Genomic DNA, 26,144 nt, shown 5'->3' with positions numbered 1-26,144 from the left:
CGAGCATGGGCCCATGACCACCGAACCGGCCCGCTGGGCCTACCTGTTCGAGCACCCCGGCGCCGAGCCCGACCGTGACCGCCTCGTGCTCGAGTCCGGTGGGCAGCGCTCGATGGTCGTCGCCGTCGCGTCGACCGCGGACGCGCCCGTCGTCGCCGCCGCCCTGGTCCGCGACGAGCGGGTCACCCTGGTCGAGCTGTGCGGCGGCTTCGGCAGCGGTGACGTCGCCGCCGTCGCTGCGGCCGTCGGGGACCGCGCCGCCGTCGGGCACGTCGTGTTCGGCGCCGACCAGATCCCGGCCGCCGCGGCCTACGCGAGCGCCGCGGCCGTCGCGGCGGCCGGTGCCGCGCCCGCGGGGTGAGGGTCCCGAGAGTCGGCCGGACGGGTCGGCGCACCTGCGGCAGGGTCGGCGTGTGCGGCGGCAGCCCCACCGTCGGCGGGCAGCTCACCTGCTCGAACCGCGCGCTGCGGGCAGCACGACCACCTCGGGCCAGCTGACGACGGTCCGGCCGGCGCCGTAGCGGCGATGGGCCCCGATCGCGTGCTCGTGGCTCGCCAGGGGGGCGTCACGACCGCTCGCAGGCGGGTCGGGTCGCGCGGCCGGTCTCGACGAGCGCACGGAGCCGGTCGAGGTCGCCGCGCAGCCCGCGGGCGAGCAGCCACCGCAGCGGGCCGGGGACGAGCCGCAGCAGACCCGGCGGCCGGACGCGCAGCTCCAGCCGGACCCGGCACGAGCCGTCCGGCAGCGGCGCGACCTCGCGCGACCCGTCGGCGTCGACGCCGGACGTGGTCCGCCAGGCGAACCTGCGGCCGGGGGTCACGTCGGTGACCACGCCGTCGTTGCGGGTGGTCCGGCCCGCGGCGCGCAGCACCTCCCGGGTGGTCGTACCCGGCCCCACCGGGCCCGGCGGGGTGGGGACCATCGAGCGCACCCCCGCCCGCCACTGCCGGTCGCGGGCGTAGTCGGCGAGCACGGTCCAGGCGTCGGCCGCCGGTGCGGCGACGGTCGTGGCAACGGAGACGGTGAGTGTCGTCATGCTCGAACAGTACGGCGTCGAAATGTTTGAGAACAATGTTTTCGACGGCGACCTACGATCGGGGTGTGCCCGAACGCGATGCCGTCGACGACCTCGTCGACCAGTGGCGACACGAGCGCCCCGACCTCTCTCCGGACGGCCTGGCGGCGATGGCGACCATCGGCCGGCTCGGCCGGTTCGCGGCACTCGTCGCACCCCGGGTCGAGCGGGTGTTCGCCGCGCACGGGCTGCGGACCGGGGAGTTCGACGTGCTCGCCGCGCTGCGCCGGGCCGGTGCGCCGTACGTGCTGACCCCCACCCGGCTCAGCCGCACGCTCATGCTGTCCCCGGCCGCGACGACCCACCGGCTCGACCGGCTCGACGACGCGGGCTGGGTGGAGCGCAACCTCGACCCGGAGAACCGCCGCAGCATCCTGGTCCGTCTCACCGACCCCGGCCGCGAGCTCGTCGACCGGGCCGTCGCCGACCACGTCGACAACGAGCGGCGGATCCTCGGCCCGCTCGGCCCGGACGACCGCGCCCTCCTCGACGGGCTGCTACGACGCCTGCTCGCCGGTGTCGAGGACCCCTGACCGCTCGCCGGGTTCGGCGCTCGCCCGCGCCAGCGCGACCGTCGCCACCACGAGCACGACCACCAGGACCGCGACGAGCAGCCACCCCGCCCCGCCGGTGGCCAGCCGCTCGTCGAGCACGGTCACCCCGACGACCGCCGCGACCACCGGTTCCCCGACGACCACCGCCGGCAGCGAGGCCCCGAGCGCGCCGGCCTGGAACGCGGTCTGCTGCAGCAGCGTGCCCCCGACGACGGCGACCGCGAGCGCCCAGGTCTCCCACGACGTCAGCAGCGCGACGAGCCCGTCGGACAGCGTGTCGACCACACCGAGGGTGAGTGCGGCGACGACGCCGTAGGCGATCCCGGTCGCCGCGGCGAGCAGCAGCGCCCGGGCGGTGCCGGTCGCGCTCCGGGCCGCGACGAGGCACGCGGCGAACAGCACGAGCAGCACCGACCCGGTCGGCGCCCAGGCCGCGAGGCCCGCCCGGTCGACCCCGGCGGTCGGCTCGCCGACGGTCACGAACAGCACCAGCGCCACCACCAGGACCGCGGCCCAGACCAGCTCGCGGCGCGACGGGCGCCGCCCGGCCCACCACGCGGCCAGCGGCAGCGCGAACACCAGCTGGGTCACGATGAGCGGCTGCACCAGCAGCAGCGACCCGAACCCGAGCGCGACGGCCTGCATCGCGAACGCGGCGGTGTCGCCGAGCGACCCGGCCAGCCAGCGCGGGTCGCGGACCAGCCGGGCGAGCATCGCCGTGCCGCGGTCGTGCGGGTCCGCCGACGCCGAGGTCTGCTGGGCGACGGCGGCGAGCGCGAAGAGCAGCGCCGACAGCAGCGCGGCGCCGACCGCGGCGACGGTGCTCAGCGGATCAGGAGATCGACGATCCGGCGGGCATGGCCTCGAACCGCATGTCCGGGAACTTGCGCTGGATGATGTCCATCCGCCACTTGTTGGTGAACAGCGCGAGGTGCTCACCGTCGGCGTCGCGGCGCAGGACCTCGCACTCGGACTGCCCGGCCAGCTTCTCGACCGCCTCGGCGTCGACCAGGCGCGCGATCTGGTACGGCAGCCGGTCCAGGGTGACCGGGGCGTTGAACTCGGTCTCCAGTCGCGTGGTGACGACGTCGAACTGCAGCGGCCCGACCGCGGCGAGCACCGGCGCCTGGTCGCCGCGCAGGTCCGAGCGCAGGATCTGGATGACCGCCTCGTTGCCGAGCTGCTCGATACCCTTGCGGAACTGCTTGTACTTGCCCGCGTCCTTCGCGCGGATCACCGCGAAGTGCTCGGGGGCGAACGCCGGGATCGACGGGAACTCGACCGGGTCGGCGGCGTAGAGGGTGTCGCCGGGGCGCAGCGCGGTGGCGTTGACCAGGCCGACGATGTCGCCGGGGAACGCCTCCTCGACGGTCTTGCGCTCGGCGCCGAACACCGACTGGGCGTACTTGGTGGCGAACGGCTTGCCGGTCGCGGCGTGGGTGAGCACCATGCCGCGCTCGAACCGGCCCGAGCAGATCCGCAGGAACGCCATCCGGTCGCGGTGCGCCTTGTCCATGCCGGCCTGCACCTTGAAGATCAGTCCGGAGGTGGGCGCCTCGAGCGGGCGGTCGTCGCCCTTCACGTCCGGGCGGGGGGCGGGCGGCGGGGCCAGGTCGACCAGGGAGTCGAGCAGCCGGGCGACGCCGATGTTCGACAGCGCCGACCCGAACAGCACCGGGGTCGCCTTGCCGGAGCGGAAGCCCTCCTCGTCGAACCCGGCGCCGATCTCGTCGAGCAGGCCCAGCTCGTCCTGCGCGTTCTGCCAGTACTCCGGCTCCTGCGCGGCGATGGTCTCGGCGTCGACGACCTGCGCGGTGGCCTTGGTGGCGCCGCCGGCGGCCCGGGTGAACGCGGTGTACTCGCCGGTGGTGCGCTCGATGAGGCCCTTGAACTGTCCGGCGATGCCCAGCGGCCAGGTCAGCGGCATCGGGCGCAGGCCGATGGTCTGCTCGACCTCGTCGAGCAGCTCCAGGGCCTCGCGGCCGGGTCGGTCCCACTTGTTGACGAAGGTGACGATCGGGACGCCGCGCGAGCGGCAGACGTCGAACAGCTTGAGGGTCTGCGGCTCGAGGCCCTTCGCGGCGTCGAGCAGCATCACCGCGGCGTCGACGGCGGCGAGCACCCGGTAGGTGTCCTCGGAGAAGTCGCCGTGGCCGGGGGTGTCGAGCAGGTTGATCACGCAGTCGCGGTAGGCGAACTGCAGCACCGCCGAGGACACCGAGATGCCGCGGGCGCGCTCCATCTCCATCCAGTCCGAGGTGACGCCCTTGCGGCCGGACTTGCCGTGCACCGCACCGGCGGAGTCGATGACCTCGGCGTGCAGCGCCAGCGCCTCGGTCAGGGTCGACTTGCCCGCGTCGGGGTGGGAGATCACCGCGAACGTGCGCCGGCGGGCGGTCTCGCCGACGACGCGTGCGTCGGTGGCGGATCCGGGCTGCCGGGCGTCGCTCTCGGTGGTGCTCACACCCGCATTCTAGGCGCCGCCACCGACAGCCCCCGACGACGGCGCCCGGCTCAGGTCGACCACGCAGAACACGTTGCCGTCGGGGTCGGCCAGGACGACGAAGTCGGGCTCGGCGGGGTAGCCGTCCCGGTCGGGCAGGGTCGCCCCCAGCGATCCGAGCCGCGCGACCTCGGCCTCCTGCTCGTCGGTGGTGTCGACCAGGAGGTCCAGGTGCAGGCGGGGCCTCGGCTCGGGTGGGGAGGCACTGCGCACCAGGCCGAGTACCCGGTCGCCGCCGGGGCCGGTCAGGGTGCGCCAGGACGGGCTGGCCCACTCCTCGGAGACCTGCAGGTGCAGCGCGGCGGCCCGGAACGCGGCGGCCCGGTCGAGGTCGGCGACGCCGACGACCGGGAACCCCGGCCGCAGCACTGCTCAGGCCCCCGCTTCCAGCAGCGCCCGCATGTCGGGCAGGTCGAAGTGCTCGACGGTCGCCCACGCCGACGGGCTGCCGTGGTGCGGGTCGGCCCCCGCGGCGAGCAGCGCGGTCACCGACGGCGCCGACCGGGCGAACAGCGCGGCGGCGAGCGCGGTCTGGCCGCGGTCGTTGGTGTGGTCCGGCGCCGCGCCGCGGGCCAGCAGGTCGGCGACGACGGCATCGTGGCCGTAGTAGGCGGCGAGGATCAGCAGGGTGTCGCCCTTGGGGTCGGTCAGGCCGACCGGGACGCCCGCGTCGAGGTAGGCGGCCAGCTGCTCCGCCGCACCCTCACGGGCCAGGTCGAACATCCGGTGCGCGAGTTCCACGGCGGCCTGGTCCACCCCGCCACGGTAGGGGTGCCGCGGCCACCCCGCCGGGCGGCGACCGCGGTACCGGACCCGGGCCGCCACCCGTCCGGGAACCCTCGGCGCCGGGTGGCTGTCGGGGGTCGCCGCTAACCTGCGCGTCGTGAGCTCCCAGTCCGACGACCCACAGGCCCGCGAGCGCCACGCGCAGCTGGCGGCCGAGGTGGCCGACCACCAGTTCCGGTACTACGTGCTGGACGCGCCGGTCGTCTCCGACGGCCAGTTCGACGAGCTGTGGCACGAGCTGCTCGCGCTGGAGAAGGCGCACCCCGAGCTGGTCACGCCGGACTCGCCGAGCCAGCGCGTCGGCGGCACGTTCTCCACCGACTTCACCGCGCACGACCATCTCGAGCGGATGCTGTCGCTGGACAACGCCTTCTCGCCCGAGGACCTGCGCACCTGGCAGGAGCGGGTGACGAAGGAGGTCGGCGAGGACCTGCACTACCTGTGCGAGCTCAAGATCGACGGACTGGCGGTGAACCTGCTCTACACCGACGGGCGGCTCACCCGCGCGCTGACCCGCGGTGACGGGCGCACCGGCGAGGACATCACGCTCAACATGCGCACCCTCGCCGAGGTGCCCGAGCAGCTCACCGGCACCGACGAGTTCCCGGTGCCGGGGCTCGTCGAGGTCCGGGGCGAGGTCTACTTCCGGCTGGAGGACTTCGAGCGGCTCAACGCCTCGCTGGTCGAGGCGGGCAAGGAACCGTTCGCGAACCCCCGCAACACCGCGGCCGGATCGCTGCGGCAGAAGGACCCGCGGGTCACCGGCTCGCGCAACCTGCGGCTGATCTGCCACGGCCTGGGCAAGCGGGAGGGGTTCACCCCCGACACCCAGTCCCACGCCTACGACGCGCTGGTCGCCTGGGGCCTGCCGATCTCCCCGCGCACGACCGTGCTGCGGGGCATCGAGAAGGTGATCGAGTACGTCGAGCACTGGGGCGAGCACCGGCACGACGTCGAGCACGAGATCGACGGCGTCGTCGTGAAGGTCGACGAGGTGGCGCTGCAGCGCAGACTCGGTGCGACCTCCCGGTTCCCGCGCTGGGCGATCGCCTACAAGTACCCGCCGGAGCAGGCCACCACGCGGCTGCTCGACATCCGGGTCAACGTCGGGCGCACCGGCCGGGTCACCCCGTTCGCGGTGATGGAGCCGGTGAAGGTCGCCGGGTCCACGGTCGAGATGGCGACCCTGCACAACGCCGACGAGGTGCGCCGCAAGGGTGTGCTGATCGGCGACCGGGTGGTCATCCGCAAGGCGGGCGACGTGATCCCCGAGGTGCTGGGCCCGGTCACCGACGTGCGCGACGGCTCCGAGCGCGAGTTCGTGATGCCGACGCACTGTCCCGAGTGCGGCACCGCGCTCGTGCAGCAGAAGGCGGGCGACGTCGACCGGCGCTGTCCGAACGCCCGCTCCTGCCCGGCTCAGCTGCGGGAGCGGCTGTTCCACGTCGCGGGCCGCGGCGCGTTCGACATCGAGGGGCTCGGCTACGAGGCCGCGGTGGCGCTGCTGACCTCGGGCGTGCTGATCGACGAGGGTGACGTGTTCGCCCTGACCGAGGACGACCTGCTGCGGACCGAGCTGTTCCGCAACCAGAAGGGCGAGCTGACGGTCAACGGCCGCAAGCTGCTCACGAACCTGGAGGCGGCGAAGGACCGGCCGCTGTGGCGGGTGCTGGTGGGACTGTCGATCCGCCACGTCGGGCCGACCGCCGCGCAGGCGCTGGGCCGCGAGTTCGGGTCGATGGAGGCCCTGGAACGCGCCGCGGCGCAGGCGAGGGCGGACACCGAGGCGGCCGGGGTCGCGATCGTCTCCGACGGGACGGCGGGGGAGGACGACGCCGCGGCCGAGGCCGCGGCGCCGACGGCCGAGGGCGCCGCCGCCGAGGCGGCCGGCGACGTCGAGACCGCGGAGGCGGAGGCTGCGACCGCCGCCGGGGCGGCGGAACCCCCGCAGGCCGTGGACGGCGCCGAGGGTGTGGACGGCGCGGAGAAGGCCGACGAGAACGCCGCCGAGGCGGACGCCGCGGCCGCCGAGGCCGCGAAGCAGGAGCGTGCGGCCGCGCGCGCCCGGGCGAAGGCGGTGGCCGAGGCACTCGCCCCGATCGCTGGGGTCGACGGTGTGGGCCCGACCATCGCGGCGGCGGTGCGGGACTGGTTCTCCGTCGACTGGCACCGCGAGGTCGTGCAGAAGTGGCGGGCGGCGGGCGTCGCGATGGAGGACGAGGTCGACGACTCGGTGCCCCGCTTCCTGGAGGGCCTCTCGATCGTGATCACCGGCTCAATGGAGAACTGGTCCCGCGACGAGGCCAAGGAGGCGATCATGGCCCGCGGCGGGCGCGCGGCCGGGTCGGTGTCGAAGAAGACGGCGTTCGTCGTCGCGGGGGAGGCGCCCGGCTCGAAGTACGACAAGGCCGTCGAGCTCGGGGTGCCGGTGCTGGACGAGGCCGGGTTCTCGGTCCTGCTCGACCGCGGTCCCGATGCGGCGCGCGAGCAGGCCGCCGACGCCTGACCGCAGGACCGGCGCCGTCCGGTCCACGCCGTCCGGCGACACGACGTGCGCCACGCCGACGGTGAGCGACCGTTCACCGGGCGTGTTCGTCGTCCGGCGCGGCCCGGTGGCCGGACGTCGACGTCCCCCGGGCGCGCCCGCGCCCGGCCGCGGGCGCGGGTCGATCACCGCCTACTCTCGGTTGCATGGCGGGGTCCTCCCGCGGGGGCACGACCACTCGGATCGGGGAACACACGGTGTTGCAGGCGGCGCTCAACGGCTCACGACCGGCGGACGCGCACCCGGCGCTGCCGACCCTGGCCCGCCACCTCGCCCGCGACGCCCGGGCCGTCGCCCGGCTCGGCGTCACCTCGGTGCACGTGCACCCGCGCGACGACAGCGGTGCCGAGTCGATCGAGCCCGCCGTGGTCGGCGACGTCGTCTCGCTGATCCGCCAGGAGGCCCCGGGCATCGAGATCGGGGTCCCGACCGGGCGCTGGATCCAGCCCGACCCGAAGGACCGTGTCGAGACCGTCCTGTCCTGGGGCCGGCTCGGCTCCGGCAAGCCCGACGTGTGCGGCGTCAACGTGCACGAGCTCGGCTGGACCGAGGTCTGCCACGCCGCGTGGTCGGTCGGCATCGCCGTCGAGCTCGGCGTCTGGACCAGCGGCGACGCCGTCACCCTCCGCCAGAACGGGCTGCCCCCGGGGACCCGGCGGGTGATCGCGGAGTCGACGGTGATCGACCCCGAGACCGCCGTCGCCGAGGGCATCCGGATCCTGCGCGCCCTCGGTCAGCCCCCCGTCCCCGTGCTGCTGCACGGCGAGGAGGAGGGCGCCTGGCCGGTGCTGGAGTACGCGACCCGGGTCAACATCGACACCCGGATCGGCTTCGAGGACGTCCTGGTCCGCCCCGACGGCTGGCTCGCGACCGGCAACGACGACCTCGTCCGCACCGCCCTGTCGATCCGGGTCTGACCCGCCGGGCCGTCGCCCCGGCCGCTCGTCCACTCCCGGCGCTGCCCCCAGGGGAACTCTCGTGGCTTAGAGCGCTACGAACGTTCCCCTGGGGGCAGCCCCGGGCCTGGGGGAGGGGGGCGGTGGCGCGGCGGGTCAGGCCTTCAGGACCGTCGCGACGATCCCGGCCAGGTGCGCCAGCCGCGCCAGCTCCGACGGCCGGAACACCGGCCCACCCGGCCGCCCGACCACCAGGGTCTTCGGTGGCGCCCCGGTCCCGAACGGCGCGGCGGCCAGCTCGGTGTCCATCGCCCGCCAGGGCTCGGGCACCCAGTGGCTCTCGTCGAGGGCGATCGCCCGGTCCAGCGGCAGCCAGGGCAGGTCCCCGGACCGGGTCTCGGGCGCCGCGGAGCTCTCCGCGATCCGGTAGGAGCGGCCGTGCTCGCTGACCGCGACGAGCGCCCACCCTGCGCGGAACAGTCTCGGCACCTCGGCGGCGAGCAGGTCGAGCCCGTGCGCGTGGTCGCCGGCGATCTCGTCGAGCAGCTCCAGCTCGCGATGGGTGTCCAGCTGCCCGGTGTGCGGGCGCACCGACTCCACCGACACACCGGGCACCGACTCGGCAGCGGTGATGAGCACGTCCGGCGGCCGGTTGGTCGGCAGCTCGACGGCGATGTCGTCGACCGCCTGGCCGTCGCCACGCTCCACGACGTCCACACTCAGGATGTCCGCCCCGGCCCCGCCGAGTGCGGACGCGACGGCGCCGAGATTGCCGGGCTTGTCCGGGAGGACGACCCGGAGCAGGAACGACACGGAGTGGATCCTCTCCCTCGACAGCGGGCGCCTCGTCGGCACGCGCAAGCACCGCACCGGAGCGGCGGGGAGCGGTTCCGGGCGGGAACGATGATCCTGCCACCCACGGGCGCCTCGGTCACCCGCCACCCGCAGCGGGGTGTGCGCGCCCGGTCACCGGGGGGCGATCGGCCGGTGGACCGGCGGGAATAGACTCGGCGGGTAGACCGGCGCGCGCGGGAGCGTCCGGGTCGTGTCGGCAGCCGGACCGGCGGTCGCACCGTCGTCGCCGCTGCCACGGCACCGCCACGACCGTCCACCCGCCGTCGTCATCATCGGACACCATCCCGAGGAGGGGCATGACCGCCGATTCCGCGGAGCGGACGGGCGGGGTCATCACCCGGGACGAGGTCGCACACCTCGCCCGGCTGGCCCGCCTGGCCGTCACCGACTCCGAGCTGGACACCTTCGCGTCCCAGCTCGACGTCATCATCGGGTCGGTGGCCCGGGTCGGGGAGGTCGCCGCCGACGACATCCCGCCGACCTCGCACGCCGTCCCGCTGGAGAACGTCTTCCGCCCGGACGAGCGCCGCCCCGGCCTGAGCCAGGAGCAGGCGCTCGCCGGCGCCCCGGCCGCCGAGGACGGGCGCTTCCGCGTCCCGCGGATCCTGGGGGAGGAGCAGTGAGCGACCTGATCCGGCTGACCGCCGCCGAGCTCGCCGAGAAGATCCACTCCCGTGAGGTCTCCGCCGTGGAGGCCGCGCAGGCCCACCTCGACCGGATCGCCGCCGTCGACGGCGAGGTGCACGCGTTCCTGCACGTCGGAGCCGAGTCCGCGCTGGCCTGCGCCGCGCTGGTCGACGAGCGGATCGCCGCGGGCGAGGCGCCGGAGTCCCCGCTGGCCGGGGTGCCGCTGGCGCTCAAGGACGTGTTCACCACCTCCGACATGCCCACCACCTGCGGCTCGCGGATCCTCGAGGGCTGGCAGCCGCCCTACGACGCGACGGTCACCGCGCGCCTGCGCGCCGCCGGGATCACGATCCTGGGCAAGACCAACATGGACGAGTTCGCGATGGGCTCCTCCACCGAGCACTCCGCGTACGGCGTCACCCGCAACCCGTGGGACACCTCCCGGGTGCCGGGTGGCTCCGGCGGCGGCTCGGCGGCCGCGCTGGCCGCGTTCGAGGCGCCGCTGGCGATCGGCACCGACACCGGTGGCTCGATCCGCCAGCCCGCCGCGTTCACCGGCACCGTCGGCGTCAAGCCCACCTACGGCCAGGTCTCCCGCTACGGGCTGGTCGCCTGCGCGTCGTCGCTGGACCAGGGCGGGCCGTGCGCGCGCACCGTGCTGGACGCGGCGCTGCTGCACGAGGTCATCGGCGGCCACGACCCGCGCGACTCGACCTCGATCGACCGGCCGGTCCCGGCCGTCGTCGAGGCGGCGCGCCAGGGCGCGACCGGGGACCTGTCCGGTCTGAAGGTCGGCGTCGTGCGCGAGCTGGGGGGCGAGGGCTACCAGCCCGGCGTCCGGTCGGCGTTCGACGCGTCGCTGCGCAGCCTGGAGAAGCTGGGCGCCGAGATCGTCGAGGTCTCCTGCCCGCACTTCGAGTACGGCATGGCCGCGTACTACCTGATCCTGCCGAGCGAGGTGTCGTCGAACCTCGCCCGGTTCGACGCCATGCGCTACGGCCTGCGCGCGGCCGAGGGCCGCTCCGCGGAGGAGGTCATGGCCAACACGCGCGAGCAGGGCTTCGGGCCCGAGGTCAAGCGGCGGATCATGCTCGGCACCTACGCGCTGTCCAGCGGCTACTACGACGCCTACTACGGGCAGGCGCAGAAGGTCCGCACGCTGATCAGCCGGGACTTCGACGCGGCGTTCGCCCAGGCCGACGTGCTCGTGTCGCCGACCGCGCCGACCGTGCCGTTCCCGATCGGGGACAAGGTGGACGACCCGCTGGCCATGTACCTGAACGACCTGGCCACCATTCCGACCAACCTGGCCGGGGTCGCCGGCATGTCGGTGCCCAACGGGATCTCCGAGGGGCTGCCGACCGGTCTGCAGATCATGGCGCCCGCGCTCGGCGAGGCCGTCATGTACCGCGTCGGGGCGGCGTTCGAGGCCGCCCGCGACGCCGACGAGGGCGGTCCGCTGATCGCCCGTGTCCCGGAGGTTGCTGGGGTGAGGGCATGACCACGTCCGTGGAGCTGGTCGACTTCGACGACGTCGTCGCTCGTTACGACCCGGTGCTGGGCATCGAGGTGCACGTCGAGCTGTCGACGAACACCAAGATGTTCTGCGGCTGCCCGACGGAGTTCGGCGCCGAGCCGAACACCCAGGTCTGCCCGGTCTGCCTGGGCCTGCCCGGCGCGCTGCCGGTGGTCAACCGGGCCGCGGTGGAGTCGGCGATCCGGATCGGCCTGGCGCTGAACTGCTCGATCGCGCCGTGGGGCCGGTTCGCCCGGAAGAACTACTTCTATCCGGACATGCCGAAGAACTTCCAGACCTCCCAGTACGACGAGCCGATCGCCGTCGACGGGTTCCTGGACCTGACCCTGGACGACGGCGAGGTCGTCCGGATCGGCATCGAGCGCGCGCACATGGAGGAGGACACCGGCAAGTCGCTGCACGTGGGCGGCTCCGACGGTCGCATCCACGGCGCGGACCACTCGCTGCTGGACTACAACCGGGCGGGCGTCCCGCTGATCGAGATCGTCACGAAGATGATCCCGGACACCGGGGCACGCGCCCCGGAGGTGGCACGCGCCTACGTCACCGCGCTGCGCGACCTGATCCAGTCCCTGGGCGTCTCCGACGTCCGGATGGACCAGGGCTCGATGCGTGCCGACGTGAACCTGTCGCTCTCGCCGAAGGGCGGCGCGCTGGGCACCCGCACCGAGACGAAGAACGTCAACTCGCTGCGGTCGGTCGAGCGCGCGGTCCGGCACGAGATGGGCCGCCAGGCCGGCGTGCTGGACGCGGGCGGCGAGATCGTGCAGGAGACCCGGCACTTCGACGAGTCCACCGGCCACACCCGCGCCGGGCGGCGCAAGGAGACCTCGGAGGACTACCGGTACTTCCCGGAGCCCGACCTGGTCCCGATCGCGCCCTCGGCCGAGTGGGTCGAGGAGCTGCGCGGCACCCTGCCCGAGCTGCCCTGGGAGCGCCGCAAGCGCATCCAGACCGAGTGGGGCATCTCCGACGAGGAGATCCGCGACCTGGTCAACGGCGGGGCGCTGGAGCTGGTCGAGGCCACCGTCGCGGCGGGTGCGCCGACGCAGGAGGCCCGCTCGTGGTGGGTGTCCTACCTCGCCCAGCAGGCCAACACCCGCTCCGTCGAGCTCGTCGACCTCGCGATCACGCCGGAGCAGGTCGCCCGGGTGGTCGAGCTGGTCGCCACGGGGGAGCTGACCAACAAGCTCGCCCGCCAGGTCGTCGACGGCGTGCTCGACGGTGAGGGCGGCCCGGACGAGGTCGTCGCGGCCCGCGGGCTGAAGGTCGTCTCCGACGAGGGCGCGCTGATCGCCGCCGTCGACGCGGCGCTGGCCGAGCAGCCCGACGTCGCGGAGAAGATCCGCGGCGGCAAGGTCCAGGCCGCCGGGGCGATCGTCGGCGCGGTCATGAAGGCGACGAAGGGCCAGGCCGACGCCAAGCGGGTCCGCGAGCTGATCGTCGAGCGGGTCGGGGCCTGACCCCCCTGCACCACACGCACGGGCCCCGGGCGGCCGGACACCGTCCGCCCGGGGCCCGGCCGTTGAGAACGCCACCCGCCGTCAGTTCCTCGCTGCGGTCGGCACGGCGGGCCTGCTCGCCGCGTGCGGCTGCTCCGGCGGCCACCGTCGCGCTGCTCGGCCGAGCGGCCAGGCCGCTCAGCCGGAGGCGCGGGTCGCCGTCGCGTCGGGGCCGGCGGCGCCCGGGTCCTCGCCGGGTGCCTCGGGCACGTCCCCGGTGAACTCCAGCGGAGCGGCGCCCGGCAGCGGCCTCCCGGCGGGCTCGACGAGGAACCACACGCTGACCAGCCCGACCAGCCCGGCGCCGATCAGGTAGTAGCCCGGCCAGTCCAGGTTCCCGGTGGCGGTCACCGCGGCCTCGATCACCGCGGGCGCCGTCCCGGCGAACAGCGACACCGCCAGGTTGAACGTCAGCCCGAGTCCGGCGTAGCGGATGAGGGTGGGGAACTGGGCGGGCAGCGTCGACGGGCAGACGCCCGCGAAGCAGACCAGGATCGCGGCCAGCAGGACCAGGCCGGTGGCCTGCCCGGCGAGCCCGAGCTGCAGCAGCCACACGATCGGCAGGCCGAGCACGACCAGCCCGATGCTCCCGGCCGCCAGCAGCGGGCGCCGTCCGATCCGGTCGCTCCAGCGCCCGACGACGACCACCGCGGCCAGCGCGACCACGGTGACCCCGACCTGCAGCAGGGTCGCGACCTCCCGGCTGGTGCCGGCCGCGCCGGACCGGGGCAGGGTGCCGGTGAGGTAGGTCGGCACGTACGCGGTCAGCACGTAGTTGGTGACGTTCCAGGCGATCACCAGGCCGGCGGTGACCAGCGCCGCGGAGCGGTAGCGCTTCACCAGGATCCCGAACGCGCGGCCGTGGGTCATCGTGACCAGCGCGGGGGAGCGCTCCATGAGCTGGCGGAACGCCGGCGTGTCCTCCAGGCGCAGCCGCAGGTAGACGCCGGCGATGCCGAGCGGGAGCGCCAGCAGGAACGGGATCCGCCAGCCCCAGGCGAGCAGGTCGTCGTCGGGCATCAGGGCCACCAGCGCCGCGGTGACGCCGGCTCCGAGCGAGTAGCCGACGATCGTGCCGAACTCCAGCCAGCTGCCGAAGAAGCCGCGCCGCCGGTCGGGTGCGTACTCGGCGACCACCGTGAGCGCGCCGGTGTACTCGCCGCCCGCGGAGAAGCCCTGCAGCATCCGGATGAGCACGACCAGGACCGGCGCCGCGACGCCGATCGTGCCGTGCGACGGGACGAGCCCGAGCAGCACCGTCGCGACGGTCATCAGCAGCACGGTGGCGGCCAGCACCCGCGGCCTGCCCACCCGGTCGCCGAGGTGGCCGAACACGAACCCGCCGAACGGGCGGGCGACGAACGCCGCCGCGAACGCGGCGAGGGTCAGCACCAGCGACCACCGGCCCGCGTCCGGGAAGAGGACCCGGTTCAGCACCACCGCGGCCAGGTAGGAGTAGATCCCGAAGTCGTACCACTCGGCGACGTTGCCCACCGACGCCGCGGTGGCGGCCCGGCGGACGGTGGCCTCGTCCTCGACCGCGGTGTCGAGGATCCGGCGACGGCTCCTGCGCGGCTTCTCGATCATGTGGCCCCTTCGCCGTCCGGGCGCGTGCCGGGACGTCCCGGCATACAGCGCGGCGCCTGTTCTAACATTGATATATTAGACCGGGCAACAGTGGGCGACAGGTGGATGCAGGATCGGTACCGGGCGGCGTCAGATGGCGCTGGCACCGCCGCCGGTCGGCGGCTGGATGCGTACGACCCGGTCGTCGGTGGCGCCGGGGGCTCCGCCGTCGCGGTTGACCGTCCCCAGCCACAGCAGGCCGTCCGGGGCGAGGGTGACCGGGCCGATCCGGCCGTAGGTGCCCTCCAGGACCGGCTTCGGGTCGCCGGTGAAGGTGCCCTCGGCGCCCGGGTTGAGCACGAACAGCGCCCTGCCGGTGCTCTGCGCGACGACGACCGCGCCCGGCAGCACCGTGCACCCGGCGACGCCCGGGCGGTCCGGCCAGGTCCAGGCGGGCGCGCCGAGCGTGCCCGGCGTGACGCGGTGCAGGACGTCACGCCCCGGGGTGCGGTCGGTGACCCAGGTGGTCCGCGCCGCGGGGTCGACGCACACCCCGCCCGGCGCGGTGAGCCCGCGGGCCAGGACCGGCGAGGCACGGTCGGGGTTGCCCGGGGCCGGACGGCCCAGGGTGTCGATCCGCAGCACCGCCCCGGCGAGCGGGCCCGCCCCGGCGGGCGTGGCGACGAGCAGCGAGGAGCCGTCGGCGTCGACGGCCAGCGCCCCGCCGGGCGGCAGCCCCTCCAGCACCGGCTTCGGCGCCTCACCGGGTGCGATCCGCCAGACCCGTCCCTCGGACAGGGCGTAGAGCAGCCGGTCCTCGGCGTAGCCGGGGGACAGGACCAGCCCGGTCAGCCCGCCGGCCGGGTCGACCGGCACGGTCGCGACCGGCTGCGGGGTGGCGTCGCGGCGGACCTCGAGCACGCGCCCGGTCCGCCGCTCGGCGACGAGTGCGCGGTCGCCCTGCGGGAGCACCGCCACCGCCCCGACCGGCCCCAGACAGGCGGCGACGACCTGCGGGTCCGGGTCGACGCACGGCTGCGGCGCCGGCGCGGCCCCCTGCTGCTGCTGCGGCGACGGCGCTCCGCTCGGCGGCGGTGTCCGCTCCTCCGGCGCCACCTGCGGCGGCCCGCCGAGCTCGCCCTCTCCTTCGGCCTGGGGGCGCCAGTCGCGGGAGCCCGCGTCGGGGAAGGTGGCGCAGCCGCCCAGCAGCACGACGAGCGTCGCGACGATCAGCAGCAGCCGGGCGGTCACGAGGAACCAGGCTAGGCCCCGCGAGGTGAGTGCCCGGTGAGTACGGTCGGGCGTCATGAGCAGCCCCGTGACCGTCCTGGTGCCGCACACCGTCGGAGCCGAGATCCTGTCCGGTGTGGACGGGCTGGACCCGGTCGTCTACGACCCGGAGAAGCCGCTGCCCGACGAGGCCGCCCACGCCCGCGTGCTGGTCGCGCCGTTCCTGGCGGGTTCCGACGCCGTCGGGATCATCGAGCAGGTCCCGAACCTCGAGCTGGTGCAGCTGCTCACCGCGGGCGCCGAGACGTGGATCGGGCGGCTGCCGGAGGGCGTCGGCCTCTCCGACGGCCGCGGCGCGCACGGCGGCGCCACCGCCGAGTGGGTGGTGTCGGTGCTGCTGGCCGTCTACCGGCACCTGGACCGCTTCGTGCGTGCCCAGGACCGCGGCGAGTGGGACTACCACCAGACCGAGGAGCTGGCCGGCAAGAAGATCCTCATCGTCGGCGCGGGCGACGTCGGGCAGAAGACCCGGGCCCGTCTGGAGCCCTTCGAGGTGGAGACCGCGCTGGTCGGGCGCACCGCCCGCGACGGCGTCCACGGCTGGGACGAGCTGCCCGCGCTGCTGCCGCACCACGACGCGACCGTGCTGATCGTCCCGCTCACCGACGAGACCCGCGGCATGGTCGACGCCGGTTTCCTGGCCGCCATGCCCGACGGGGCGCTGCTCGTCAACGGCGCCCGCGGGCCGGTGGTGGACACCGACGCGCTGGTCGCGGAGCTGACCTCGGGACGGATCCGGGCCGCCGTCGACGTCACCGACCCCGAGCCGCTCCCCGCGGGCCACCCGCTGTGGTCGGCGCCCGGGTTGCTGCTCACTCCGCACGTCGGCGGCAGTGTGCCGCTGGCGATGCGTCGCGCCTACGGCGTCGCGGCCGAGCAGCTCGCGGCGTTCGCCGCCGGTGACGCGCCGCCGAACCTCGTGACCGGCGCCTACTAGGCGCGCGCCGGTACTGTCGCCGACCATGAGCGGGCCCACGCAGCAGTACGACTGGGGCAACATCTCCGGCGACGAACCGGCGGAGAAGACCCGCCCGGAGCGCATGCCGGTCCCCGCCCACCTCTCCTCCGACATCGGGCTGCTCGTGCTGCGGCTGGTCGTCGGGGCGTCCTTCGCCGCGGCGGGCGCACGCACGCTGTTCGGCGTCGCGGGCGGGATCGGCCTCGACGCCAGCGCGACCGCGCTCGCCGACGCCGGGTTCACGTCCTTCGCCGGCCCGCTGGCCTGGGTGCTCGCGGTCGGCCAGCTGGTCCTCGGCGTGCTGCTCGTGCTGGGGCTGCTGACGCCGTTCGCCGCGGCGGGCCTGCTCGCGACGAAGGGCGTCGCCGTGGTGGTGGCGCTGGTGCCGGCCCTGTCGGTGCCGCTGTTCGCCTCGGACGGCGCGAACTCCCTGGAGCTGGACCTGCTGCTCGGTGCCGGGGCCGCGGCGCTGGTGTTCGCCGGGGCCGGGCGGATCGCCCTCGACGCCGGGCGTACCTACCAGCGACGCCCGCTGCCGTGGTCGGTGCTGTCGCTGCTGGTCGCGGTCGCGGTGGCACTGCTGGTCCTGTTCGTGCTGCGCCGGTGACCCCTGCCGACGACGTCTGGCTGCGCCCGCTCGCAAGGCGCCGCCGTCGCGACCTCGGGGTGCGGGCACGCACGCCGCTGACCGGCGGGTACGCCTCCGGCGGGGCCGAGCGGATCGACCTCGACGACGGCACCGCGGTCGTCCTGAAGCGGACCGGGGCGGTGGAGACGGCCGCGCTGCGTGCGGTCGCGGTGGTGAACGGGCCCGTCCGGCTGCCCCGGATGCTCGGTTCCGGCGACGGCTGGGTGCTGCTCGATCACGAGCCCGGCGCGCCGCTGCCGGCCGGGGCCCCGGTACCCGACGACGTGTGGCGCACCCTCGCGCTGGTCCACGCGCACTGGCGGCGCAACCGGCCGCGCGGCGTCCCCGTCGTCGACGACGCCTGGTGGGCGCGGCTGTGCGGGCACGCCGCGGACCGGCTGAGGGCGGCCGGGCACGACACCGCTGCCGCGTCCGTCGTGGCCTGGGCCGGGGACGACCGCGCCCGCACCGCGCTGCGCGCCCTGCCCCGCACCCTGTGCCACGGCGACGCCCACCGCGGCAACGTCGTCGCCGGTCCGGCCGGTGCGGTGCTGCTGGACTGGGGCAACGCCCGCGTCGCGGTGGGGTCGCTCGACGTCGTGGTGCTGGCCGCGCCGCCGTCCGACGGCCCGGCCGACGCGCCGTCGTCGCCGGTGCCCGCGGTCTACCGGGACACCCTGCACACCGCGCTCGGCGCGCCGGACCCGCCCGCGATGGTCGCGGTGGAGACGGCGTGGGCGCGGGCGGCGGCGCACGTGCAGTACCTGCCGTTCGCCGCCGACCACCAGGAGCCCGACCGGGTCGCCTCGATGGTCCGGGTCGCCGCCGCGGCCCTCGACGAGCTGGGTGACCTGCTCGTCACGGCCCGCCGCGGCTGATCCCGGCGAGGGCCGGAGCCTCAGCCCCGGGGCTTCGCCGTGCGACGCAGCCGGGTGTTGACGAACTCGCCCATGCCCCAGCGGCCCAGCTCGCGACCGAAGCCGGAGCGCTTCACCCCGCCGAACGGCAGCCCGGGCAGCGTCGTTCCGTGCTCGTTGACGTAGGCCATGCCCACCTCGAGCCGGTCGGCGATCTCCTGCGCGCGCTCGATGTCGCCGCTCCACACCGACCCGCTGAGCCCGTAGCTCACGTCGTTGGCCAGCGTGACCGCCTCGTCGACCGAGTCGACGCCGTACACCACGGCCACCGGCCCGAAGATCTCCTCGGAGTAGGCGTCCATGTCCTTCGTGACGCCGGTCAGCACGGCCGGGCGGAGGAACGCGCCGTCGCCGTCGGGCACCTCGCCGCCGGTGTGCAGGGTGGCGCCCTGCTCGACGGCGCGGCGCACCTGCTCGGCGACGCCGTCGCGCGCCGCGACCGAGGACAGCGGGCCGAGCCGGGTGCCGGAGTCGGTCGGGTCGCCGTGCTCGGTCGCCTCGAACGTCGAGACCAGCACCGACACGAACTCCTCGACCTTGTCGGTCGGCACGATCATCCGCTTCGGGGAGTTGCAGGCCTGGCCGCCGTTCATCAGGCGGGCCCGGGCGGCGACCTTCGCGGTGCGGGCGACGTCGGCGTCGTCGAGCACGATGAACGCGTCCGACCCGCCCAGCTCCAGGACGGCCTTCTTCAGGTTGCGCCCCGCCGTCTCGGCGACCGAGGCACCGGCCCGCTCGCTGCCGGTCAGCGAGATCCCCTGGATCCGCGGGTCGGCGATCATGTCGGCGATCTGCTCGTTGGTCGCGTAGACGTTGACGTAGACGTCGTCGGGAACACCTGCGGTGTGGAAGATCTCGTCCATCACCTCGGCCGAGGCGGCACAGATCGGGGCGTGCTTGAGGACGATCGTGTTCCCGACGACCAGGTTCGGCGCGACGAACCGCGCCACCTGGTAGTACGGGAAGTTCCAGGGCATGACCCCGACCAGCGGTCCGATCGGCTCGGTCTGCACCACCGACTCCTGCGCGCCCTGCGGGTCCAGGGTCTCCCGGGTCAGCAGGTCCGGGCCGTGCTCGGCGTACCAGCGGTAGATCGACGCGGCCAGTGCGACCTCCCCCGCGGCCTCCTTGACGGGCTTGCCCATCTCGGTCGCGATCAGCGCGGCCAGCTCGTCGCTGCGGGCCTCGTAGGCCTCGGCCACCCGGACCAGGATCTGTGCCCGGTCGGCGGCCGGGGTCGCGCGCCACCCGGGATAGGCGTCGGTGACGCGGCCCAGGACGTCGGAGACCGCCGCGTCGTCGAGCTCGGGGAACGTCCTCTCGGTCTTGCCGGTGGCGGGGTTCGTGGTCACGTAGGCGGTCATGGTGTCCTTCCGTCGCGGGGTGGCGCGGGTCGCGCTCCTGCCCGACGGGTGTCCGTCGCGGGGGGACCGGCAAACATCGGGTCCGTCTCGTCACCCCACGCCGGCCGCGGGGCGGCGCCGCGGCCGCCGCCTCCGGCTGAGACGGCGGCCGGGCGCCCGGCTCAGCGGCCGACGTTGCGTTGCAGGTGCGCCGGGTAGCGCTCCCCGGCCACCGCCGACGACGGGGCGGCCGCCTCGATCTCGGCGAGCTCGTCGGCGGACAGCTCCAGCGAGGCCGCCTCGACGTTCTGCTCCAGGTAGGTCCGCCGCTTGGTCCCCGGGATCGGCACGACGTGCTCACCGCGGCTCTGCACCCAGGCCAGCGCGAGCTGCCCGGCGGTGACCCCGCGGCGCTGCGCGATGGCGGTGAGCGCCTCGACGATGGCCAGGTTCGCGGCCATGTTCTCGTCGGAGAAGCGGGGCAGGCCGCGGCGCATGTCGCCCTCGCCGAGCTGCCCGGTCGAGGTGATCGCGCCGGTCAGGAAACCGCGCCCGAGCGGGGAGAACGGCACGACGCCGACGCCCAGCTCGGCGCACGTCGGAGCGACCGACTCCTCGATGCCGCGCGTCCACAGCGACCACTCCGACTGCACCGCGGCGGGCGGGTGCACGGCGTGGGCGCGGCGGACGGTGTCCGCTCCGCACTCGGAGAGCCCGTAGTGGCGGATCTTCCCCTCCTCGATCAGCCCGGCGAGCGCGCCGACGGTCTCCTCGATCGGCGTGTCCGGGTCGACGCGGTGCTGGTAGTAGAGGTCGATGTGGTCGACGCCCAGGCGGCGCAGCGACTCCTCGGCGCACCGCCGGACGTAGGCCGGGTCGCCCTGCGCGCCCTGGTTGCCCTGCGCGTCGCGCACGATGCCGAACTTCGTCGCCAGGACCACGCGGTCGCGGCGGTCGGCGATCGCGGCGCCCACGAGCTCCTCGTTGGCGCCGTCGCCGTAGACGTTCGCGGTGTCGAGCAGGGTGACGCCCAGGTCGAGGGCGCGGTGGATGGTCGCGATCGACTCGGCACGATCGGAGGTGTCGCCGTAGGCCTGGCTCATGCCCATGCAGCCCAGGCCCTGGGCGGAGACGGTGAGATCGCCGAGTCGACGGGTTCCGAGGCCGGTTCCGGTAGCCATGACAACCAACCTAGACGCGAACGGCCCCGGTCCGCAGGAGGGCGGACCGGGGCCGTCGTGCGTGCCGGGTCAGGGGATGCGGCGGACCGCTCCGGTGTCGGCGCTGGTCGCCATGTGGGCGTAGGCGCGCAGCGCCTTCGACACGACGCGCTGCCGGTCGACGGGCTGCCACGGCCGCTCCGAGGACTCCATCTTGGCGCGCCGGTCGGCGAGCGTCTCGGCGTCGACGAGCAGCTCCAGCGACCGGGCGCGGACGTCGAGCCGGATCCGGTCGCCGTTCTCCACCAGGCCGATCGTGCCGCCGGCGGCCGCCTCGGGGGAGACGTGGCCGACCGAGATGCCCGACGAGCCGCCGGAGAAGCGGCCGTCGGTGATCAGGGCGCAGACCTTGCCCAGCCCGGCGCCCTTGAGGAACGCGGTCGGGTGCAGCATCTCCTGCATGCCCGGCCCGCCCGAGGGGCCCTCGTAGCGGATGACCAGCACGTCGCCGGGCTTGATCTCCTTCTTCAGGATCGCCGAGACGGCGTCCTCCTGGCTCTCCAGGACGACGGCCGGGCCCTCGAACTCCCAGATGTCCTCCGGGATGCCGGCGGTCTTGATCACGGCGCCGTCGATCGACAGGTTGCCGCGCAGCACGGCGAGTCCGCCGTCGGCGGAGTAGGCGTGCTCCAGGTCGCGGATGCAGCCGCCTGCGGCGTCGGTGTCCAGGCTCGACCAGCGGTTCTCCGTCGAGAACGCCTGCGTGGTCCGGACCCCGCCCGGGGCGGCGTGGTAGAGCTCGACCGCGGTCTCCGACGGTGCCGACGACCGGATGTCCCACTCGGTGAGCCACTGCTCCAGCGACGGCGAGTGCACCGTGTGCACCCCGGTGTTGAGCAGCCCGGCCCGCCACAGCTCGCCCAGCAGTGCGGGGATGCCACCGGCCCGGTGGACGTCCTCCATGTGGTAGTCCGAGTTCGGCGCGACCTTGCTCAGGCACGGCACCCGGCGGGAGACCGCGTCGATGGCTGCGAGGTCGAAGTCGATCTCGCCCTCCTGCGCGGCGGCCAGGATGTGCAGCACCGTGTTGGTGGAGCCGCCCATCGCGACGTCGAGCGCCATCGCGTTCTCGAACGCCTCGCGGGTGGCGATGTTGCGGGGCAGCGCGGACGCGTCGTCGTCGCGGTACCAGCGGGTGGCCAGGTCCATCACGGTGCGCCCGGCGTTCAGGAACAGCTCGCGGCGCGCGGCGTGCGTGGCCAGGGTGGAGCCGTTGCCCGGCAGGGACAGCCCGAGCGCCTCGGTGAGGCAGTTCATCGAGTTCGCGGTGAACATCCCGGAGCAGGACCCGCAGGTCGGGCAGGCCGAACGCTCGACCTCGGCGAGACCCGCGTCGTCCACCTCGGACGACGCCGACGCCGAGATCGCGGTGATCAGGTCGGTGGGTGCCTGCGCGACCCCGCCGACGACGACCGCCTTGCCGGCCTCCATCGGCCCGCCGGAGACGAACACGGTCGGGATGTTCAGCCGCATCGCGGCGTTCAGCATGCCCGGCGTGATCTTGTCGCAGTTGGAGATGCACACCAGGGCGTCGGCCGCGTGGCCGTTGACCATGTACTCCACCGCGTCCGCGATGATCTCCCGGCTGGGCAGCGAGTAGAGCATCCCGCCGTGGCCCATCGCGATGCCGTCGTCGACGGCGATCGTGTTGAACTCCTTGGCGACCCCGCCCGCCTCCTTGATCGCGCCCGCGACGAGGTCACCCATGTCCTTGAGGTGCACGTGGCCGGGCACGAACTGGGTGTAGGAGTTGGCGATCGCGACGATCGGCTTGCCGAAGTCGTCGTCGCCCATGCCGGTCGCGCGCCAGAGCGAACGCGCTCCGGCGGCGTTGCGACCGTGGGTGGTGACGCGGGAACGCAGGGCGGGCATCGGTCTTCTCCAGCCGGGTCTTCCGTGGTGGTTCGTGAGGGACCCCGGTGGGCGCGTCGCGGAGCGTGGGCACGAGCCGCCCGGGGGGTGCGGCGCGACGGCGGCGGGGCGGGTCGCGTCCCGCCGGCCGGCGGGCCGATCGCCCGCAACCGTACGCCCCGCGACGGGCGTCAGTGACCCTCGGCCGGATCCTCCGGGTCGCTCACCGCGGCCGGGTCGGCGAACCGGCCACCGCTGGCGACCGAGAGCGCGGGCAGGTCGCGCGCGTGCACCGCGGGCAGGACGAGGTCGTCGTCCTCGCCCAGCACCGCGCTGACCCGCGAGCGCGAGCCGATCCGCAGACCGCGCACGTCGTCCCAGTCCACGGTGCGGGAGGAGAACGCGCCGCGGACGGTGAGCGTGTCCGGGTCCACGGTGGTGCGGACCCGCAGGATCCAGGCGATCGCCGCGACCGGGGCCACCAGCACGACCCAGAACCACGGCAGGCTGAACACCAGCGGCGTCGATCCGACGACCGCGACCAGGATGGCGAAGATGGTCAGCCGGCTCGGCTTGAACACCAGCGCGCGCGAGCCCACGCGGAGCTTGCGGCCCTCGTCGCGGACCCGGGGGGTCCACGCCAGCTCGCCGTCCACCTGCTGGGACGCCCCCGGGGCCGACTGCGGGTCGGCAGAGGTGGGGTCGGCGGGGACGGCGCGGTCGTCGGTGCTGCTCACGACCCCAGTGTGACAAATCCGGACCGTGACCCCACGGCCCGGACGGGTGGGGTCGTTTGACTCCGTCCGTGGGACGCGTGCTAGCGTCGATGCATGTTCGCCGTTCGAATTCTCGTACTTCTTGGGCGCGTCGTCGCCTGAGTTCGACCTTCTCGAACGACGACGCGCTCACCCTCGCAGCGCCCGGAGTACCGGGCGGCGGGGGTTTTTTCATGTCCAGCTCCGAGTTCAGCCCATGTCCGGCATCTGATCGACACGATCTCCAGCGAGGCAGACCCAGATGACCACCGTCCCCGCCAAGCCCGGCTCGTCCGGCCCGAAGCCGGGCCCGCCGCCCGGCCGGTCCGCGGCCTCCGGCACGTCCCGCAGCGCGGCCCCGGCAGCCGGTGAGACCACCGTGCCCGGTCCGCGCATCGTGGACGAGCCCATGACCGGCGCCCAGTCCCTGGTGCGTTCGCTCGAGGAGATCGGCTGCGAGGTCGTCTTCGGGCTTCCCGGCGGGACGATCCTGCCCGCCTACGACCCGCTCCTGGACTCGACGAGGGTGCGCCACATCCTCGTCCGCCACGAGCAGGGCGCCGGACACGCGGCGACCGGCTACGCGCAGGCCACCGGCAGGGTCGGGGTCTGCATGGCGACGTCCGGGCCGGGGGCCACGAACCTGGTCACCCCGATCGCGGACGCGCACATGGACTCGGTGCCGCTGGTGGCCATCACGGGGCAGCAGACCCGGCCGCTGATCGGTACCGACGCCTTCCAGGAGGCCGACATCACCGGCATCACCATGCCGGTGACCAAGCACAACATGCTGGTGACCGACGCGACGGAGATCCCGCGCGCGATCGCCGAGGCCTTCCATCTGGCGTCCACCGGCCGGCCCGGCCCGGTCCTGGTGGACATCCCGAAGGACGTGCTGCAGGAGCAGACCACGTTCTCCTGGCCCCCGGAGCTGCAGCTGCCCGGCTACCGGCCGACGACCCGGCCGCACGGCAAGCAGATCCGCGAGGCCGCCCGGCTCATCCGCGAGTCGGCCAAGCCGGTGCTCTACGTCGGCGGCGGTGTCCTCAAGGCCGAGGCCGCCGAGGAGCTCAGGGAGCTGGCCGAGCTGACCGGGGCGCCCGTCGTCACCACCCTGATGGCGCGCGGTGTGTTCCCCGACAGCCACCCGCTGCACCTGGGCATGCCCGGGATGCACGGCACCGTCGCCGCGGTCGCGGCGATGCAGCGGTCCGACCTGCTGGTCGCGCTCGGCTCCCGGTTCGACGACCGGGTCACCGGCAAGCTGGAGAGCTTCGCCCCCGGGGCGAAGATCATCCACGCCGACATCGACCCGGCCGAGATCTCCAAGAACCGGCGCGCCGACGTGCCGATCGTCGGGGACTGCAAGGAGGTCCTGGCCGACCTGGTCGAGGCCGTGCGTGCGGACCGGGCCGAGCACGGTGAGCCGGACCTGTCGTCCTGGTGGAAGCAGGTCGGCGGCCTGCGCGACCGCTACCCGCTCGGCTACGACGAGCCGACCGACGGCGCGCTCTCGCCGCAGTACGTGATCGAGCGGATCGGCGCGATCGCCGGGCCGGACGCGATCTACGCCGCGGGCGTCGGCCAGCACCAGATGTGGGCCGCGCAGTTCGTCAAGTACGAGAAGCCGCGGACCTGGCTGAACTCCGGTGGGCTCGGGACCATGGGCTACGCGGTCCCGGCCGCGATGGGCGCCAAGGTCGGCGAGCCGGATGCCGTCGTCTGGTGCATCGACGGCGACGGCTGTTTCCAGATGACCAACCAGGAGCTCGCCACCTGCGCGATCGAGGGCATCCCGATCAAGGTCGCCGTCATCAACAACGGCAACCTCGGCATGGTCCGCCAGTGGCAGAACCTGTTCTACGGCGAGCGGTACTCCAACACCGACCTCAACACCCACAAGCTGCGCATCCCGGACTTCCCGATGCTCGCGCAGGCGATGGGCTGTGAGGGACTGCGGGTCGAGTCCAAGGAGGACGTCGACCGGGTCATCCACCAGGCGATGGAGATCAACGACCGGCCGGTCGTCGTGGAGTTCGTCGTCGGTGCCGACGCCCAGGTGTGGCCGATGGTCGCCGCGGGCACGAGCAACGACGAGATCAACGTCCGGCGCGACATCCGGCCGGAGTTCGAGCACGACGAGCTGGCCGCGTCGGTCGACGCGGTCGCCGACGTCACCGAGCAGGCCCTGGAGGGCGAGAAGTGAGCGAGCTCCACACCCTCTCGGTCCTGGTCGAGGACAAGCCGGGTGTCCTGGCCCGGGTCTCCGGGCTGTTCTCGCGGCGCGGGTTCAACATCAACTCGCTCGCGGTCGGCCCGACCGAGCACCCCGACGTCTCGCGCATGACGATCGTCGTCGAGGTGGACGAGCTCCCGATGGAGCAAGTCACCAAGCAGCTCAACAAGCTGGTGCACGTCATCAAGATCGTCGAGCTGGAGCCGGACGCCTCGGTGCAGCGCGAGCTGCTTCTGGTCAAGGTCCGGGCCGACGCCACGGTGCGCAGCCAGGTCGTCGAGACCGTGCAGCTGTTCCGCGCCAAGGTCGTCGACGTCTCCCCGGAGGCGGTCACGGTCGAGGCCACCGGGTCGGCCGACAAGCTCAACGCGCTCCTGCGCATGCTGGAGCCCTACGGGATCCGCGAGATGGTGAAGTCCGGGATGGTGGCCGTCGGCCGCGGCCCCCGGTCCATCACCGCCGCGGCCGTCCGCTAGACAGTCGTCGCTACACAACCTCC

General features: G+C 74.2%; 23 protein-coding genes and 1 pseudogene. 12 read left to right on the top strand and 12 right to left on the bottom strand.

Features of this window, described 5'->3' with window-relative positions:
• Positions 1-13 precede the first annotated feature (13 nt).
• The gene (locus tag ZF1_RS21430; RefSeq protein ID WP_482638198.1) at positions 14-361 is read left to right on the top strand and encodes a DUF6506 family protein; all 348 of its coding nucleotides are present in this window, start codon (positions 14-16) and stop codon (positions 359-361) included.
• Between the two features lie 205 nt (positions 362-566).
• On the opposite strand, the gene ZF1_RS21425 is transcribed toward ZF1_RS21430, so the two are convergent.
• Positions 567-1,037 (bottom strand): SRPBCC family protein, encoded by a 471-nt coding sequence (locus ZF1_RS21425; RefSeq protein ID WP_482638197.1) that lies wholly within the window; start codon positions 1,035-1,037, stop codon positions 567-569.
• A 65-nt stretch (positions 1,038-1,102) separates the two neighbouring features.
• Between ZF1_RS21425 and ZF1_RS21420 the strand changes: the two genes are divergently transcribed.
• Complete coding sequence (locus ZF1_RS21420; protein ID WP_482638196.1) at positions 1,103-1,609, top strand: MarR family winged helix-turn-helix transcriptional regulator; 507 nt, start codon at positions 1,103-1,105, stop codon at positions 1,607-1,609.
• On the opposite strand, the gene ZF1_RS21415 is transcribed toward ZF1_RS21420, so the two are convergent.
• Genes ZF1_RS21415 through ZF1_RS21400 form a run of 4 tightly spaced genes read right to left on the bottom strand, consistent with a single transcriptional unit; the run spans position 1,574 to position 4,889 of the window.
• Positions 1,574-2,425: a DMT family transporter gene (locus ZF1_RS21415; RefSeq protein ID WP_357546930.1), complete on the bottom strand. Its 852-nt coding sequence runs from the start codon at positions 2,423-2,425 to the stop codon at positions 1,574-1,576. The genes ZF1_RS21420 and ZF1_RS21415 overlap by 36 nt on opposite strands.
• A gap of 37 nt (positions 2,426-2,462) precedes the next feature.
• A complete protein-coding gene (locus tag ZF1_RS21410) occupies positions 2,463-4,094 on the bottom strand; it encodes a peptide chain release factor 3 (RefSeq protein WP_062397186.1) in 1,632 nt (543 codons plus the stop codon).
• A 9-nt stretch (positions 4,095-4,103) separates the two neighbouring features.
• Positions 4,104-4,502: a VOC family protein gene (locus tag ZF1_RS21405; RefSeq protein WP_405415503.1), complete on the bottom strand. Its 399-nt coding sequence runs from the start codon at positions 4,500-4,502 to the stop codon at positions 4,104-4,106.
• Positions 4,503-4,505: 3 nt separating this feature from the next.
• Entirely contained in the window at positions 4,506-4,889 is a 384-nt protein-coding gene (locus tag ZF1_RS21400; protein ID WP_226369678.1) for an ankyrin repeat domain-containing protein, read from the bottom strand.
• 157 nt (positions 4,890-5,046) lie between these two features.
• Here ZF1_RS21400 and ligA point away from each other — a divergent pair.
• Positions 5,047-7,425 (top strand): annotated as a pseudogene (gene ligA / locus ZF1_RS21395) (NAD-dependent DNA ligase LigA); the annotation flags it as partial.
• A 185-nt stretch (positions 7,426-7,610) separates the two neighbouring features.
• Positions 7,611-8,381 (top strand): 3-keto-5-aminohexanoate cleavage protein, encoded by a 771-nt coding sequence (locus tag ZF1_RS21390; protein ID WP_482638195.1) that lies wholly within the window; start codon positions 7,611-7,613, stop codon positions 8,379-8,381.
• A gap of 135 nt (positions 8,382-8,516) precedes the next feature.
• Here ZF1_RS21390 and ZF1_RS21385 read toward each other — a convergent pair whose 3' ends face one another.
• The gene (locus ZF1_RS21385) at positions 8,517-9,173 is read right to left on the bottom strand and encodes an ACT domain-containing protein (RefSeq protein ID WP_251783996.1); all 657 of its coding nucleotides are present in this window, start codon (positions 9,171-9,173) and stop codon (positions 8,517-8,519) included.
• 338 nt (positions 9,174-9,511) lie between these two features.
• On the opposite strand from ZF1_RS21385, the gene gatC reads away from it, so the two are divergent.
• Genes gatC through gatB form a run of 3 tightly spaced genes read left to right on the top strand, consistent with a single transcriptional unit; the run spans position 9,512 to position 12,842 of the window.
• Entirely contained in the window at positions 9,512-9,838 is a 327-nt protein-coding gene (gene gatC / locus ZF1_RS21380; RefSeq protein ID WP_020622204.1) for an Asp-tRNA(Asn)/Glu-tRNA(Gln) amidotransferase subunit GatC, read from the top strand.
• Positions 9,835-11,343, top strand: a complete 1,509-nt coding sequence (gatA, locus tag ZF1_RS21375) for an Asp-tRNA(Asn)/Glu-tRNA(Gln) amidotransferase subunit GatA (RefSeq protein WP_482638194.1) — start codon at positions 9,835-9,837, stop codon at positions 11,341-11,343. Before gatC ends, gatA begins: the two co-directional genes overlap by 4 nt.
• Positions 11,340-12,842, top strand: coding sequence for an Asp-tRNA(Asn)/Glu-tRNA(Gln) amidotransferase subunit GatB (gene gatB / locus ZF1_RS21370; protein WP_482638193.1), 1,503 nt, complete (start codon positions 11,340-11,342; stop codon positions 12,840-12,842). The genes gatA and gatB overlap by 4 nt, the downstream gene beginning before the upstream one ends.
• Positions 12,843-13,019: 177 nt before the next feature.
• Here the strand turns inward: gatB and ZF1_RS21365 are convergent, their stop codons facing one another.
• Both ZF1_RS21365 and ZF1_RS21360 read right to left on the bottom strand, forming a co-directional pair.
• On the bottom strand, positions 13,020-14,468 hold the full coding sequence (locus ZF1_RS21365) for an MFS transporter (RefSeq protein ID WP_482638192.1): 1,449 nt from the start codon (positions 14,466-14,468) through the stop codon (positions 13,020-13,022).
• A gap of 129 nt (positions 14,469-14,597) precedes the next feature.
• On the bottom strand, positions 14,598-15,698 hold the full coding sequence (locus ZF1_RS21360) for a PQQ-dependent sugar dehydrogenase (RefSeq protein WP_482638191.1): 1,101 nt from the start codon (positions 15,696-15,698) through the stop codon (positions 14,598-14,600).
• 55 nt (positions 15,699-15,753) lie between these two features.
• On the opposite strand from ZF1_RS21360, the gene ZF1_RS21355 reads away from it, so the two are divergent.
• Genes ZF1_RS21355 through ZF1_RS21345 form a run of 3 tightly spaced genes read left to right on the top strand, consistent with a single transcriptional unit; the run spans position 15,754 to position 18,201 of the window.
• Positions 15,754-16,674, top strand: a complete 921-nt coding sequence (locus ZF1_RS21355; RefSeq protein ID WP_062397171.1) for a 2-hydroxyacid dehydrogenase — start codon at positions 15,754-15,756, stop codon at positions 16,672-16,674.
• A gap of 25 nt (positions 16,675-16,699) precedes the next feature.
• The gene (locus tag ZF1_RS21350; RefSeq protein ID WP_350589524.1) at positions 16,700-17,302 is read left to right on the top strand and encodes a DoxX family membrane protein; all 603 of its coding nucleotides are present in this window, start codon (positions 16,700-16,702) and stop codon (positions 17,300-17,302) included.
• Positions 17,299-18,201, top strand: coding sequence for a phosphotransferase (locus ZF1_RS21345; protein ID WP_482638190.1), 903 nt, complete (start codon positions 17,299-17,301; stop codon positions 18,199-18,201). Before ZF1_RS21350 ends, ZF1_RS21345 begins: the two co-directional genes overlap by 4 nt.
• Positions 18,202-18,221: 20 nt before the next feature.
• Here the strand turns inward: ZF1_RS21345 and ZF1_RS21340 are convergent, their stop codons facing one another.
• The 4 genes from ZF1_RS21340 to ZF1_RS21325 form a co-directional block, all read right to left on the bottom strand.
• The gene (locus ZF1_RS21340; protein ID WP_073578435.1) at positions 18,222-19,604 is read right to left on the bottom strand and encodes an NAD-dependent succinate-semialdehyde dehydrogenase; all 1,383 of its coding nucleotides are present in this window, start codon (positions 19,602-19,604) and stop codon (positions 18,222-18,224) included.
• A gap of 161 nt (positions 19,605-19,765) precedes the next feature.
• Positions 19,766-20,764 carry an aldo/keto reductase gene (locus ZF1_RS21335; RefSeq protein WP_482638189.1) on the bottom strand — a complete coding sequence of 333 codons (999 nt, stop codon included), beginning with the start codon at positions 20,762-20,764 and terminating at the stop codon, positions 19,766-19,768.
• Positions 20,765-20,833: 69 nt separating this feature from the next.
• Positions 20,834-22,675 carry a dihydroxy-acid dehydratase gene (gene ilvD, locus ZF1_RS21330; protein WP_062397159.1) on the bottom strand — a complete coding sequence of 614 codons (1,842 nt, stop codon included), beginning with the start codon at positions 22,673-22,675 and terminating at the stop codon, positions 20,834-20,836.
• A 170-nt stretch (positions 22,676-22,845) separates the two neighbouring features.
• Positions 22,846-23,391: a PH domain-containing protein gene (locus ZF1_RS21325; RefSeq protein WP_062397157.1), complete on the bottom strand. Its 546-nt coding sequence runs from the start codon at positions 23,389-23,391 to the stop codon at positions 22,846-22,848.
• A gap of 427 nt (positions 23,392-23,818) precedes the next feature.
• Here ZF1_RS21325 and ZF1_RS21320 point away from each other — a divergent pair, with 427 nt between their 5' ends.
• The gene (locus ZF1_RS21320; RefSeq protein ID WP_482638737.1) at positions 23,819-25,615 is read left to right on the top strand and encodes an acetolactate synthase large subunit; all 1,797 of its coding nucleotides are present in this window, start codon (positions 23,819-23,821) and stop codon (positions 25,613-25,615) included.
• Entirely contained in the window at positions 25,612-26,121 is a 510-nt protein-coding gene (gene ilvN, locus ZF1_RS21315) for an acetolactate synthase small subunit (protein ID WP_062397155.1), read from the top strand. The genes ZF1_RS21320 and ilvN overlap by 4 nt, the downstream gene beginning before the upstream one ends.
• Positions 26,122-26,144 lie beyond the last annotated feature (23 nt).

Source organism: Pseudonocardia sp. ZF1, from assembly GCF_056835605.1.
This window is presented reverse-complemented; position numbering and strand designations above follow the sequence as displayed.